This is a genomic window from Sphingomonas sp. IBVSS2 (genome assembly GCF_002127225.1).
GTDB lineage: Bacteria > Pseudomonadota > Alphaproteobacteria > Sphingomonadales > Sphingomonadaceae > Sphingomonas.
Genome location: NZ_NFUR01000003.1, coordinates 736408 through 750549, shown reverse-complemented (window position 1 = coordinate 750549; position 14142 = coordinate 736408). Strand labels below are relative to the sequence as shown.

General features: G+C 67.8%; 9 protein-coding genes. 2 read left to right on the top strand and 7 right to left on the bottom strand.

Annotated elements, in window-relative coordinates; all coding sequences use genetic code 11:
• Window positions 1-833 (bottom strand): MFS transporter (locus CAP40_RS13710; protein WP_144034358.1); only part of this gene is annotated, 833 nt, incomplete at its 3' end.
• Between the two features lie 209 nt (window positions 834-1042).
• On the opposite strand from CAP40_RS13710, the gene CAP40_RS13705 reads away from it, so the two are divergent.
• Both CAP40_RS13705 and CAP40_RS13700 read left to right on the top strand, forming a co-directional pair.
• Window positions 1043-2536 (top strand): L,D-transpeptidase family protein, encoded by a 1494-nt coding sequence (locus tag CAP40_RS13705; protein ID WP_179188176.1) that lies wholly within the window; start codon window positions 1043-1045, stop codon window positions 2534-2536.
• A 20-nt stretch (window positions 2537-2556) separates the two neighbouring features.
• A complete protein-coding gene (locus CAP40_RS13700; protein WP_144034357.1) occupies window positions 2557-2859 on the top strand; it encodes a hypothetical protein in 303 nt (100 codons plus the stop codon).
• Window positions 2860-2898: 39 nt separating this feature from the next.
• On the opposite strand, the gene CAP40_RS13695 is transcribed toward CAP40_RS13700, so the two are convergent.
• The 6 genes from CAP40_RS13695 to CAP40_RS13670 all read right to left on the bottom strand — a co-directional run bounded on the left by CAP40_RS13695 (window position 2899) and on the right by CAP40_RS13670 (window position 13946).
• Entirely contained in the window at window positions 2899-4104 is a 1206-nt protein-coding gene (locus tag CAP40_RS13695; protein ID WP_179188168.1) for an MFS transporter, read from the bottom strand.
• Window positions 4105-4138: 34 nt separating this feature from the next.
• Entirely contained in the window at window positions 4139-5194 is a 1056-nt protein-coding gene (locus tag CAP40_RS13690; RefSeq protein ID WP_086130041.1) for a LacI family DNA-binding transcriptional regulator, read from the bottom strand.
• Window positions 5194-6735, bottom strand: coding sequence for a tryptophan halogenase family protein (locus CAP40_RS13685; protein ID WP_086130040.1), 1542 nt, complete (start codon window positions 6733-6735; stop codon window positions 5194-5196). The genes CAP40_RS13690 and CAP40_RS13685 overlap by 1 nt, the downstream gene beginning before the upstream one ends.
• Window positions 6732-8270, bottom strand: coding sequence for a tryptophan halogenase family protein (locus CAP40_RS13680; RefSeq protein ID WP_218822149.1), 1539 nt, complete (start codon window positions 8268-8270; stop codon window positions 6732-6734). Before CAP40_RS13680 ends, CAP40_RS13685 begins: the two co-directional genes overlap by 4 nt.
• A 115-nt stretch (window positions 8271-8385) precedes the next feature.
• Window positions 8386-11547, bottom strand: coding sequence for a TonB-dependent receptor domain-containing protein (locus CAP40_RS13675; RefSeq protein WP_218822148.1), 3162 nt, complete (start codon window positions 11545-11547; stop codon window positions 8386-8388).
• Window positions 11548-11636: 89 nt separating this feature from the next.
• The gene (locus CAP40_RS13670) at window positions 11637-13946 is read right to left on the bottom strand and encodes a glycoside hydrolase family 3 protein (protein WP_086130037.1); all 2310 of its coding nucleotides are present in this window, start codon (window positions 13944-13946) and stop codon (window positions 11637-11639) included.
• Between the last annotated feature and the right edge of the window lie 196 nt (window positions 13947-14142).

The following is a 14142-nucleotide window of genomic DNA, read 5'->3' as shown; positions in this document are numbered from 1 at the left end:
TAGCCGAGCAGCGGCACCCCGAACGCGGCATCCGAATGGCCCCAGATCGCATCCGAATTGAGGAACAGCGCCATCTGCGTGCCGATCGCCACTTCGGCGCCGACATAGAGGAAGATGGCGAGACCGCCGAGCAGCGCCCATTTGGACGAGAAGGCGGAGAGCAGCCCCGCGGTCGACGCCGGCGGCGGCGCGGCTTCGGTGACGACGCGGCGGCTGAGATAGAAGAATACCGCCAGCGCGGCGATCAGGCCGCAGATCCAGAAATAGGCGGAATCGATGCCGGCCAGCGCCTGGGCGCGGATCTCCGGCGTGATCACCGTGCCTTCCTTCACCTCGACGCCCTTCAGGAACAGGTGCGCGCCCAGCAGCGGGCCGAGGAAGGTGCCGACCGAATTGAAGGTCTGGCTGAGGACCAGGCGGAAATGGCTGCCCCTGGGATCGCCGAGCGCCGCCGCCAGCGGATTGGCCGCGACCTGCAGGATGGTGATGCCGCTGGCGAGGACGAACAGGCCGAGCAGCACCAGCCAGTAATTCGCCACGTTCGCCGCCGCGAGCATGATCAGGCAGCCCGCGATCATGGTGCAGAGCGCCATCAGGATCGAAGGCACCGCCTTCAGCCGCCCGACCAGCGCCGCCGCCGGCAGCGAGACGACGAAATAGGCGAAGAAGAACGCGAACGCGCTCGCCTGGGCCTGGAAATCGGTGAGCGTGAAGATGCCCTTCACCGCGGCGACCAGCGGGTCGACCAGCGAGGTGATGAAGCCCCAGGCGAAGAAAAGCGTGGTGACGGCGGCGAAGGCCAGCGTCGTCTGCGTGGAACGTGCGGATGCCAAGATATCTCTCCCCTGCGGACGTCGCCCGCTTCTTCCCCTGGCGGGCGTTTGCGGGAAACTGGTCCGACAACGTTGCCAATGTCAAGGCACGTCGTCGCATCGTGTAAATTCGACGCTCGCCACGTGCGCCTGGTTTGGCTTAATAGCAGGTGGCGATTCAGGTCGCCCGGCCTCAGGGCGGCCGCGGAGGAGATTTGCGAGTGACCAAAGTGTTTTCGGGCCGGGTGGCCCGCCGGGCCGCATGGACTGCGGCGCTTGCCGGGATAGCGGCGCCCGTCGTCGCGCAACAGGTCGCTCCCGCGCCACAGACCACGCCGACCCCCACGCTCCAGGCGGTACCCGTGCCGCCGTTCGTCCCCAACCCGCCGGTGGTGCTGCCGGTGCTGACGGCGGCGCAGGCGGCCGAGCTCGCGCCGATTCTGAACGAAGCCGGCTTCGCCCAGGGCCTGCGCCGCGTCGGCGATCCCGCGCCCAGCTTCAAGGACAGCGACACGCTGGTGCGGGCGGCGCTCGACTATGCCCGCGCGGTCCATTCGGGCCGCCTGGCGGAGAGCGACTTCGATCCGAACTGGGGCCTGCGCCCCGCCGCCTATGATCCCCTGCCCGCCTTTGCCGAGGCCGTGAAGCAGAACCGCGTCGGCGCCTGGCTGCGCGACCTGCCGCCGCCCTGGGCCGGCTATGACACGCTGCAGAAGGGCCTTGCCACCTATCGCAAGATCGTGGCGGCCGGCGGCTGGCAGAAGCTCGCCGCGGGGCCGGACCTGGCGGTGGGCGCCAGCGGCCCGCGCGTGGCGGCGCTGCGCAAGCGGCTGGCGGTGGAGGACCCGCAGGCGATCGCCACCGGCGACAAGTTCGATGCCGAACTGAAGGAAGCGGTGGTGCGCGCCCAGCGCCGCTACGGGCTCAACCCCACCGGCGTGGTCTCCTCGGGTACGCTCGCCGCGCTCAACGTGCCCGCGCAGGACCGGGTCGGCCAGATCATGGCGAACATGGAGCGCTGGCGCTGGCTGCCCAGCGAGCTGCCGGCCAAGCGCATCCAGGTGAACATCGCCGCCGCCGTGCTCACCGTGTTCGAGGGCGATGCCCCGATCGCGTCGATGAAGGCCGTCACCGGCCGTCCCGGCAACGAGACGCCGATGCTCCAGTCGAAGATCCACTCGATCGTGCTCAATCCGCCCTGGAACGTGCCCACCGGCATCGCCGCCAAGGAGCTCTGGCCGAAAGGCGAGGCCGCGCTGAAGGCGCAGGGCTACAAGATCATCGGCACCGGCGCGAACCGCCGCCTGCAGCAGCAGCCCGGGCCCAAGAGCGCGCTCGGCCGCTACAAGTTCGACTTCCCGAACAATTATGCGGTGTATCTGCACGACACGCCGTCGCAATCGACCTTCGCCAGCTTCAGCCGGCTCGCCAGCCATGGCTGTGTGCGGCTGGAGAAGCCGGGTCCATTGGCGCAGCTGCTGCTGCGCAACGATCCGAACTGGCAGCCCGACCAGATCAGCGCCGCGCTCGCCAAGGGCGACACGCTGCGCGTGACCCTGCAGGAGCAGGATCAGGTCTCGGTCTATTTGCTCTACTGGACCGCCTTCGCCAATGCGAACGGCACGATGAACTTCCGCGGCGATCCCTATGGCTGGGACAAGGATCTCGCAGCAAAGATCGAGAAACGCTCCGCGATTACGGCTGCCGCCGTTTCCGCACGTTGAGAAAAGGGGAAATGACCGAAATGAAGACCCGCACCCTCGCACTGATCGCCGTTGCCGGCCTGGCGCTCGCCGCCTGCTCGGGCAGCAAGCCGGAGGACACGAGCGCGAACGAGACCATCGTCGCGAATATCGGCGAGCCCGAGACGTTCAGCAACGTCACGATCGACCAGCCGGTCGAGACGCCGGCGGTGACCAACGTCGCCACCAATCCGCCGCCGGTCGCCGACCTCTCGCCCGATGCGCAGACCCAGGACGACGCCGACGCGACGGGCATGACCGCCAAGGTCGACCGCAATTCGAGCGCGGGCGAACCGGCGCACTGAGTGCCTGGAGGGCGGGCGCCGCTGGTGCCCGCCCCCAACCTAATCCTGGGTCCGGATGCAGAGCGACACCGCGCCGCCGGCCAGCGTGCCGAGCGCGAGGATCAGCAGCCACAGCGTATAGCCGGTCTTCTCCGGCGCCAGCGCCAGCGCCAGCAATGGCGCGACCATCGCCGGCAGGGTGTTGGTGAGGTTGAGGATGCCCAGGTCGCGGCCGCGATGCCCCGGATTGGGCAGCAGCTGCATCGCGATCGCCGAATGGATCGCCAGGAACACGCTGAGCCCCGACAGCGCCAGCGCATGCCCCGCCGCCGCCACGCCCCAATTGCCCGCGAACGCCATGACGCCGAGCCCCGTCGCCATCGCCAGCGCCCCGGCGGCGAGGAAGGGCTTGCGCCGCATCATCCGATCCGAGAAGCGCCCCGCCAGCACCGTCAGCAGCACCGCGACGATGGTGGAGCCGGTCATGGTCGCGACGATCGGATTGGCCTCCACGCTGGTCTTGCTGATGTCCTCCCGGTCCAGCACGGCGAGGAAATAGAAGAAACCATAAGTGGACAGGCCGTTGCCGGCGACCTGGAACAGGATCCGCGAGGCCCAGGCGAGGATGAAATCGAAGCGGCGGAGCTCACGCTGCGGCCCGGGCGGCGGCGGCGGCAGGGCGGCGCCTTCGCGGGCGAGGAGCAGGAACGGCGCGGTGAGCGCGACGAACAACAGGCAGAGCAGCGCATAGCGCATGGCATCGCCGCCCAGCCCGGGCAGCGTGATCAGCACCGCCGCCATCGCGCCGATCGGATGCGAGACGCCGGTGAGGCCGGCGACCATGCCCTTCTGCGCATCGGGTATCTCGTCCGCCATCACCGCGGCGATCGGCGCGAACATCATGTTGATCCCGATCTGGATGCAGGCGACCGCGAACAACAGGCTCACCGGATCGGCCGCGACCAGCAACAGGCCATAGGAAGCGCTGAGCACGCCCAGCCCCGCCGTCACCCAGGGCCGCCGGCTGCCGCGCAGGCGCCGCGTGCGATCGCTCAGCGCGCCGAACAGGATATTGGCGACGCTCGCCACCGCCGCGCCGCCCAGCGCGCCGGCGCTGAGGAGCTGCACCGCATGGCCGCCGCCCGCCTGGGCCGCCTTCAACGGCAGCAGCACCATGACGAACGGCATGAAGCTGACGAACATGCCCGCATAGGCCAGCGCATAGAGCAGGATGAAACCGCGGCCGGGCGAGACGAAGCGTCGCATTGGCGGCAGAGCATCGCCGCCGGCCCGAGGCAAGTCAACGCCGCGGCGGCGCGGTAGAGGCACGGACGACGAAATCGAAGGGAAGCAGGAAACGGCCATTGCCGGGCGGGTCGCCGCGGGTCTTGCTCTCGATCAGCAGCTCGGCGGCCTTGGCCGTCATCGCCGCGATCGGCTGGCGGATCGCAGTGAGCGCGGGCACGCTCATCCGCACCGTCGGCGTATCGTCGAAGCTCACCACCGAGAGATCGCCGGGAACCGACAGGCCGAGCGGCCCGGCGGCATGGAGCACGCCCAGCGCCATCTCGTCGCTGCTCGCGAGCACCGCGCTGGGCGGCGTTTCGAGCGCGGCGAGCGTGTTGAGCGCCGCGATGCCGGCTTCGTAGGTGAAGTCGCCGGGCTGGAGATAGGCGGGATCCACCGTCAGCCCGCGCGCCTCGATCGCACCGGTGAAGCCGCGGAGGCGATCGGGGCTCATCGCATATTCGGGATGCCCCTGGACATAGGCGATGCGCGTATGGCCAAGGTCGAGCAGATGCTCCGTCGCGCGGCGCGCCGCCGCCTCGTCGTCCATGTACACCGCAAAGCCCTCGCCCTCGCGGTGCGATCCCAGCCGCGCGAAGATGAGGCCACCCTGGTGGAGGAGATCCGTTATCCGGTCGTCCTCGCTGTGCGGCGGCGTCAGGATCACGCCGTCGGGATGCAGCGCGGAGAGCGCGGCCCGGACCTGTGCCTCGAGCTGGTCGGAATGCGAGTCCACCAGCTCGAACAGCATGCGATACCCATGCTCGGCGCATTTGAGCATGCCGCCATAGAGCATCTGGTCGACCCAGTCGTTGCCGCGCCGCGACTGCCAGCCCTCGAGCGTCGGCCGCTCGTCGTTGAAGGCCAGGATCAGATAGGAGCGCGAGCCGCCCAGCCGCCGCGCGGCGAGGCTGGGAACATAGCCCAGCTTGTCGATCGCCGCGCGCACGCGATCCTGGACCGGCGCGGTGACGTTGGGGCCCTTGTTGATGACGCGGCTCACCGTCTGCAGCGAGACTCCCGCCTCCGCCGCCACGTCCTTGATCGTGATCGCGCGCTTCTTCTGCATCAGGCCCCGGCCATGACGGGACGGCCCAGATCCACCTTCTCGGCCCGACAATGCGCGTCGATGAACTGCTGCTGGGTCGGCAGTTGCCGGACGAAGCCGCCGAGCTGCTCGCGCGCCTTTTCCAGCCCCGCATAGAGCATCGCCTCGTCGATGCGGTCGACCAGCGGATGATAGGTGCGCGGCCGGATGCCCATGCCCTCCAGCACGGAGAACCAGCTGACCGAGCGGAACAGCTCGTCCAGCCCTTCGCGCAGCGAGCCGTTGCTGCGGAACAGCTCCACGCGCTCCTTCAGGCTGTCCGGCCATTCCATGTCGCGGCACTTGCGCCAGAAGGGCGTGTCGTCGCGCGCGGTAGTGCAATAATGGAGCACGATGAAGTCGCGGATCTCGGTATAGTCCGCCACCATGCGGCGGTTATATTCGTCCGCCAGCGCCGGATCGCAATGGCGATCGGGCAGGAAGCGGAAGAAGAAGTCCATCCCGCGATAGATCAGGTGGATCGCGGTCGATTCCAGCGGCTCGATAAAGCCCGAGGACAGGCCGATCGCCAGCACGTTCTTGTGCCAGATCTTCTCGCGCACGCCGGTCCTGAACGGCACCACCATCGGCCCGGCGACCACGTCGCCCTCCACCTTGTCGAGCAGGATGCGGGTAGCTTCCTCGTCGCTCATGAACTCGGAGGAATAGACATGGCCGTTGCCGGTGCGGTGCTGCAGCGGGATGCGCCAGCGCCAGCCGGCATCCTGTGCCTCGGCCAGCGTATAGGGGCGCGGCGGGCCGACATTCTCCGTCTGCGCGGCGATGGCGCGGTCGCAGAACAGATAGTTCGACCAGTCGGTAAAGCCGCTGCCCAGCGCCTTCTCGATCAGCAGCGCCCGGAAACCCGAGCAATCGATGAAGAAGTCGGCATCGATCGTGCGGCCGTCCTTCAGCGTCAGCGTCGACACGAAGCCGCGCGCGTCGAGCGCGACATCGGTGACGATCCCTTCGGTACGCTTCACGCCGCGCGCCTCGGCATGGCCGCGCAGGAACTGGGCGACGCGCTTGGCATCGACATGGAGCGCATAGGACGCGCCGGCGATCGGCGTGTTCCGCGCCTTGAACGGCAGCATGAAGCGCCCCGCATGCGCCATCACCGTGGCGGGCGCGAAATCCTGGAGCGGGAAATCATGCCCCGCGAGCGTCGCCTTGCGCCAGCATTGGTAGAAGTCGCTGAGCTCCACGCGCTGGCCGACATCGCCGAACGGGTGGAAATAGCTCTCGCCCTTGCGGAACCAGTCCTTGAACTCGATGCCGAGCTTGAAGCTCGCCTGGACCTGGCGGACGAAGTCCTGCTCGTCGATGTCGAGCTTGGCGATCAGTTCCATGAAGGGCGGGATCGTGCTCTCCCCCACGCCGATCGTGCCGATATCGTCGCTCTCGACCAGCTCGATCTCGAACAGCCTACCCTTCATGTGATGCGCCATCACCGCGGCGGCGATCCAGCCGGCGGTGCCGCCGCCGACGATGCAGACCTTACGCAGCGCGTCCGGATTGTTCATGCGGGTGTCCTCATGGGCTCGGCAGCGGCGCCATCGACCGTCGCGAGGAATTCGGAATGGGTGGGCGTGTCGGCCACGGTGCGGGCGATGGCGGCGCGCATCTGCTCCAGCCCCTGCGCGAGTTCGCCTGCATCGACCGCGGCGACGCCGGGATCGATCCGCTCGGGCAGATGCTCGAACCCGCCATAGATGGCCAGCCAGGATGCGGGCGAGAACATCTCCCAGCGATAGCGCAGGAAGGCGCCTCGCGCGCGCCAAAGCTCGAGCTTGGCGGCCAGGCTGTCGGGGAGCGTCATCTGGCGGCAGGCCTGCCAGAAGGCCCCTTCGCGGGTGCTCAGGCGGTAATGGAGGAGGATGAAGTCGCGGACGCGCTCCATCTCCTCGGCCGACTGGCTGTTATACTCGGCGATCACCGCCGGATCGAAGCCCTTGTCGGGGAAGAGCTGCTTCAGCCGCTCGATGCCCGTCTCGATCAGCGCGATGCTGGTCGATTCCAGCGGCTCGAGAAAGCCCGAGGACAGGCCGAGCGAGACGCAGTTCTTCGCCCAGGCGACGTCGCGCCGGCCCGGCGTGAAGCGCAGGCGGCGGGGCTCCATGGTCGGCGCGCCGGGGATGTTGGCGAGCAGTTCGGCCCGGGCATCGTCATCGCCCTGGAAATCGCTCGCGAAGACGATGCCATTGCCTTCGCGGCTGCGCAGCGGAATGCGCCATTGCCAGCCGGCGGTGCGCGCGGTGACGGTGGTGCAGCTGGGCGGCTCGCCCACCCGTTCGCTCTGCACCGCGAAGGCGCCGTCGCACAGCAGCCAGTGCGACCAGTCGCGATAGGGAATCCCCAGTGCCTCGCCGATCAGCAGGCCGCGAAAGCCCGAGCAATCGACGAACAGGTCCCCCGCAACGCGCTCGCCGCTGTCGAGCGTCACCGCCTCGATGAAGCCGGTCTCGCCGTGGAGCGCCACATCGGTGATCCGCGCATCGATGCGTGTCACGCCCGCATGCTCGGCATAGGCGCGCATGTGCGCGGCAAAGCGCGCGGCGTCGAAATGGAGCGCCCAGTCGAACACCGAGAGCTGGCTCGGCGGATTGGGCAGCGGCACGCTGGCATGGCCTTCGCGGGCGAGCATCGCGCCCAGCGAATATTCCTCCAGCGGCGCGGCCTGGCCGGCCTGGCGCGCCTTCTGCCAATAATGGTGGAAGTCGATGCCGCGCAGGTCCTGCCCGAAGCGGCCAAAGGGGTGGACGAAGCTGGTGCCGGGCTTCCAGTCGACGAAGCGGATGCCGAGCTTGGCGGTCGCCTCGCAGGCGCGCATCACTTCGGCATCGGTCATGCCGAGCGCGGCGTAGAAGCGGCGAATGGTGGGGATCGTCGCCTCGCCGACGCCGATCGTCCCGATCTCCGAGCTTTCGATCAGGGTGATCCGGGTGCCCGTCCCCGCCAGATATGCGCCGAGCGCGGCCGCCGCCATCCACCCGGCAGTGCCCCCGCCGACGATGACGACACGCTCGATCGCGCCGCTGGCCATGCCCCCATGTTTCATCGTGTCATTCTGGTCGTCCCGGCCACGGGTCCGCAAGCGAAACCGCGCCGATCCTGCTCCCGGGGAAAAATGAGCCGGCGGCCTGGGAAGACCGCCGGCCCAGGAGGGTTGGCTCTTAGAAACGGTAGCGCACGCCCACCGAGTAACGCGGCTCGAAACGGTTCTGCGAATGGAACTGCTTCGAATCCTTGTCGAACTGGAAGTAATAGCGCTCGCGCTCACCCAGCAGGTTCGAGACGTTGCCGTAGATCGCGAACTGGCTGTTGATGTTCGCGGTCAGGTTCACGTCCACATAGTTGCTGGTGTCCTGCATCACCGGGATGTTGCGCTGGTCGACCCGATCCGGCGCCGGATCCGGATCCACGTCATAGCCCAGGCCCATGTTCGCAAGGCGCGGCGTGCGGTGGTTCCACGCGACGCGGACCTGGAAGATGTCGTCCTGATACCAGCCGACCAGGTTGATCTGGTGCTTGGAATTATCCTGGAAAGGCAGCTTCTTGCCGTCGAGGCCTCGTGCCGACTGCGAGGAGTCGGAGAAGGTGTAGTTGGCGTCGATGCCGAAGTTGCGCAGGAACGGCACGTTCGGGAACAGGTCGGTAAAGGCCAGCTTGGCGCCGGCTTCCACGCCCTGCAGGTTGCCGCCCGCGCCCTGGATCGGCTGCGTCACCGGCACCGTGCGGCGGATCACGCCGTCGGCATCCGGATAGCGGCCGATCAACTGCGTCGCGGTGGTCACGAAGCTGTCGATGTTGAGCTTGAACAGGCCGATGTTGAGCATCGAGGCGCGGCCCAGATAATATTCCAGGCTGAGGTCGTAATTGTTCGAGCGCCACGGGTTCAGATACGGGTTGCCGCTCGCATTGGCGCTCGTCACCTGGCGGACGCCGAGCGGCGCCGCCGTTGGGTTCGTCGGGTTCGGCCCCTGCGAATCCGCGGTGTTGATCTTCAGGCCGCCGCCATAATTGCCCAGGTCCAGCGGGATCATCGTCTTGGCGAAGGCCGCGCGGACGCGGATATTGTCGGTGACGTCATAGGACAGGGTCACCGTCGGCAGCCAGTCGGTATAGCTGCGACGGGTTACGCTGTCGCCGACGTCGAGGTTGGTGTCGCCATATGCCCGGGTGTCGCCGGTCAGGTTCTGCTTCACGTCGATGCTGGTCTTGATGACCTTGACGCCGATATCGGCCTTGAACCCGCCGCTCTTCCAGTTGGTGTTGATGTAGGCGCTCTCCTCGATCAGGTCGACGTCATAGGTGTTGCCCGGAACGATGACTTCGTCGGCACCGCCGAACACGCGCGTCATGAACGGCTTGATGTCGTCGAAGTCCTTGGGATTGACCACCCACATGCCCGGCATGCCGTTGACCACACCGCCCCAGTTCGTCTGGAAAGAGACGTTGTTATAGGCGTTCAGCTTGGTCGGCCGGTTGACGGTATAGCCCTGGAAGCAGGTCGGCGTGTTGGCCGCCGAAGCGCCGCAGGGCGAAGGCGAGGTCGCCAGCGGCAGCGCCGCATTGTAGCCCGGATTGGAGACGAACTCGCCCGCGGAGCATTGCGGGTTGTCCATCACCACGTCGATCGCCTTCCACTGCGCCGAGCAGCCCGCCGCGGTGGCGGCGCCGTTGCCGCCGTAGAAGTTCGAGAACAGGTGGAAGTTCTTGATCTGGGTCGAGCGATCCGAACGGCGCACGCCCACGTCGACGCGGTTCAGCAGGCCGAACAGGCCGCCGCCCTGGAACTCGTAGCTGCCATCGGCACGGAATACGCCGAGATCCGAACTATTCTCCTGATTGCCCTCGGACGAGAAGGCCGCGACGGCATAGCTGTCGAGATTGGCCATATAGTCCTTGAGCGACTTGCCGGCGCCCAGCCCGCCCGAGATCGGCGTGTCGAAGCCGCTCAGCACCGGGTTCTGCCCGCGCAGGTCGAGGTGCAGCAGCGGATCCTGGCCATAGCCCAGCGGGTTCGGATCGATATAGCGCCCACCGTTCGAGCCGACCACGTTGTTGGTGTAGCGCGAGGCCGGATATTGCGCCGCGATATTGGCCGGATAGAAGGGCCCGCGGGTCAGGTCGTTGGGATTGCGGAACAGCGTGAACGCCCGGTTGCCCGCGCGCCAGTTGCTGAGATCGCCCTGCACCTGCCCGTTCATGCTGCGCAGCTTCGCGTCCGAACGCAGCGCCCGCGCCGTGAACTTGAACGGACCGCCCGTGTCATAGTCGAGCTGCAGGTTGTAGTTGGTCGATTTCTCGCGCGCGGTGCGGTTCACCGAGAAGGAATTGAACCACCACACGTTGAGGTCATACTGGTCGACGTCCAACCAGGGCTGCTGGTTCGCCCCGAGCAGGCCCGTGGAGGTGGACTGGGTCGGCGTCGTCCAGGTCAGGCCGTTCCAGCGGTTCGAGATGTTCACGCCCGCGGCGCGGTTATGCTCGACCAGCTCGGTGTGGAAGACTTCGCCGGTCAGCGTCCAGCCCTCGGCGAACTTCAGCTGCACCGCGCCGTTGATGCCGAAGCGGTTGCGCTCCACTTCGCGGCTGAACAGCTCATAGCCGTGCGGCGCGATCCAGTTGGGCCCAGTGCCGCCCCAGTCGTTGTTGCCGAACGGGCTGCCGCCGATGCCGGCATAGTTGTTGCCGAGATGCGCCTTGCTCTGCGTGGCGCCCACCATCACGCCGATCGTGTCGTTGCGCCAGCTCAGCAGGCCGCTGATCAGATAGTCGTTCTTCTTGGTATAGTCGCCGCGCGAATATTCGACCTGGTTGGCCAGGGTCAGGCCGTTCTTCAGGTCGAACGGACGGCGGGTGCGCAGGTCGACGGTGCCGGAGATGCCCGACAGCGCGTTGCGCAGGTCCTGCGACTTGTAGACCACCACCGCATTCATCAGCTGGGCCGGGATGTCGTTGAGGTTGGGCTGCGCGGTGCCGAGGTTGCCCGGGCTCAGATATTGCTCGCCATTGAGCAGCGTGATCACCTGGGGCAGGCCGCGGATATTGACGCTCGAGCCTTCGCCGGCGTCGCGCTTGATCTGCACGCCCGAAATGCGCTGCAGCGCGTCCACCACGGTGACGTCGGGCAGCTTTCCGATATCCTCCGAGGAGATCGCATCGACGATCGCGGTCTCGTTGCGCTTGATGTTGATCGCCTTGGCCTGCGACGCGCGGATGCCGGTGACGACGATCTCCTCACCCTGATCGGCCCCCGCATCCTGCGGCGCCGCCGCGTCCTGGGCCCATGCCGGCGCGACCAGGGCGGTCGATGCCAGCAAACCGGCCATCAAACTGGATAGTCCCTTCATTCCCATTGTCCTCCCACTCTGTTCTGCACCCCGACGCATCTACGCGCGCCTCACCCGGTGCTTTCGTCTCAGGGCGCCAGCCGGCGTTCCTGCAAATCCGCCGCGCCCGTGAGCACCGGTTGACCGGCGTCCCGCGCGATCGCGACACGATAGGTTCCCGCCGCCAGCCGCCATCCGGGCTGCGCGACATCATAGTCCGCGACGATGCGCGGCTCGGCGATCAGGGTGATCCGGCGCGTCTCGCCGGGCTTGAGCGCCACGCGTTCGAAGCCGGCCAGGCGCAGCGGGCGGCTGCCCGTCGCCGGAGTCACATAGAGCTGCGGCACATCGGCGCCCTCGCGCTTGCCGCGATTGGTGACGTCGAAGCTCACCTTGAGCGCGTCGCCGCCCTCGACCTTCAGATTGGCATAGCCGAAGCGCGTGTAGCTGAGGCCATAGCCGAAGGGGAAAGCCGGGCGATGGTCCTGGCGGGCATACCAGCGATAGCCGACGTCCGAACCCTCGCGATACTCGACCGCGAAGGGCTTGATCGCCCGCGCATCCTGCCCGCGATCGGGCGACGCCTTGACCTGGTCGAAACCTGGCACCGCGGCGCGGGGCGCCTGGTCGATCGCCGCAGGGAAGGTGATCGGCAGGCGCCCCGAGGGATTGACCTCGCCGAACAGCACCCGCGCCACCGCTTCGCCGCCGCGCTGGCCGGGATACCAGGCGGCGAGCACCGCCGGCACCTTGTCGAGCCAGGGCATCAGCACCGGGCCGCCGGTGTTGAGCACCACGGCGGTCCTGGGATTGGCGGCGGCGACCGCGGCGATCACGGCATCCTGGTTGCCGGCCAGGTCGATCGTCTCCGGATCCTCGGCCTCGGTGGTCCATTGCGTGGCCCAGACGATCGCCAAGTCCGCGTTCCTCGCCGCCGCGGCGGCAGCTTCGGGGTCGCTGCCATCGACGAAATCGACGCGCGCCTTGGGGGCCAGCGCGCGGATCGCCGCGAGCGGCGAGGACGCATGCCAGGTCACGCGCACGAACGACGCGGCCGGGCCATTTTTGAGGGGAATCTCGATCGGCGCGCCGCCGACCGAGCGGACCTGCGACGAGCCGCCGCCCGAGAGCACGCCGACATCGGCATGGCCGCCGATCAGGACGATGCGCTTCGCCGTCCGGGCGAGCGGCAATATGTCCTTGTCGTTCTTGAGCAGCACGATCCCCGCCTCGGCGGCGCGCTGCGCGACTTCGGCGTTCCGCGCATGGTCGATCGGCTGCGGCGCCTCCACCACCGGCGCATCCATCAGGCCGGTCGAAAACATGCCGTTCAGGATGCGGCGGGCCATGTCGTCCAGCCGCGCCATCGGCAGCGCGCCGCTCGCCACCGCCTGTTTCAGGTCGGCGCGGAAAAAGGGGTGCGTGTCGAGCTCGCCGCCCGATTGCTGGTCGAGCCCGTTGCGCGCGGCCTTCACCGTCGAGTGCACCGCCCCCCAATCGGACATCACCCAGCCCGGATAGGCCCAGTCCTGCTTGAGCACGGTGTTGAGCAGGAAGTCGTTCTCGCAGGCGAAGTCGCCGTTGACGGACATATAGGCGCACATCACCGAACCCGGCTTGCCCCGCTCGATCGCGAGCTGGAAGGCGAGCAGGTCGCTCTCCCGCAACGCCGCCTCGCCGATCCGCGCGTCCATCACGAATCGGCCGGTCTCCTGCGCGTTCAGGGCGAAATGCTTGATCGTCGAGACGATGTGGTTCGACTGGATGCCCCGGATCGACTCCCCGGCGATCACGCCGGCGAGCAGCGGGTCCTCACCGAGATATTCGAAGTTGCGGCCGCCCCAGGGATCGCGCGTCAGGTTGATGCCGCCCGCGAGCATGACGTTGAAGCGCTTGGCGCGCGCCTCGCCGCCGATCATCGCGCCGCTCTCATAGGCGAGCTTGGGATCGAAGGTCGCGGCCAGCGCCAGGCCCGAAGGCAGCGCGGTGGCGGTATCCCCCTTGCGCTGCTCGACCTGGTTGGCGACGCCGAGGCTGGCATCGGTCTCACGCAGCGCCGGAATGCCCAGGCGCGGAATCGCCGCCTGCTGGCCGGCCGAGGGGATCATGTCGCCCGGTGCCGCCGGATCCTTCGCCAGCGGCGGGAACCATGTGTAGACGAGGCCCAGCTTCTCCTCGAGCGTCATCGCCGCCAGCAGCGTCTCCGCACGCGCCGCCGCCGGCAGCCGGGCATCGGCCCAGGGGCGCGCGGCGGGATCCGCGGACGGACGGGCTTCGTTCTTCGGCGGTGCGACGGGCGCGACGGGATCCTGCGCATGCGCACCCGTCATCGTCCCGGCAAGCGCGGTGGTGGCGAGCAACGCCATGGAGCGCGCCACGTGCCGCAGGCTGATCAGCATTAACCTCTCCCCTTCGGCGCGTGCAACGGCGCCGTGCATGCCCGAAGGCATGCCAGTTCATCCGATCCAACCTGGGGGAAGCTTTTTCCGACAACGCTGTCGGATTCAGCGACGGAACGAGCCGACAGCGCAGCATGGCGCGCACGGCAGCCTGTTCCAACACCCCTCTATCGTTCGCGGAGTCTTTCGCTCCGAT

Excerpts from the sequence above, each read along its gene's own strand:
- CAP40_RS13700 (WP_144034357.1), top strand. The coding sequence starts at position 2,557 with ATGAAGACCCGCACCCTCGCACTGATCGCCGTTGCCGGCCTGGCGCTC.
- CAP40_RS13695 (WP_179188168.1), bottom strand. The coding sequence starts at position 4,104 with ATGCGACGCTTCGTCTCGCCCGGCCGCGGTTTCATCCTGCTCTATGCG.
- CAP40_RS13690 (WP_086130041.1), bottom strand. The coding sequence starts at position 5,194 with ATGCAGAAGAAGCGCGCGATCACGATCAAGGACGTGGCGGCGGAGGCG.
- CAP40_RS13685 (WP_086130040.1), bottom strand. The coding sequence starts at position 6,735 with ATGAACAATCCGGACGCGCTGCGTAAGGTCTGCATCGTCGGCGGCGGC.
- CAP40_RS13680 (WP_218822149.1), bottom strand. The coding sequence starts at position 8,270 with ATGAAACATGGGGGCATGGCCAGCGGCGCGATCGAGCGTGTCGTCATC.
- CAP40_RS13675 (WP_218822148.1), bottom strand. The coding sequence starts at position 11,547 with ATGGCCGGTTTGCTGGCATCGACCGCCCTGGTCGCGCCGGCATGGGCC.
- CAP40_RS13670 (WP_086130037.1), bottom strand. The coding sequence starts at position 13,946 with ATGCTGATCAGCCTGCGGCACGTGGCGCGCTCCATGGCGTTGCTCGCC.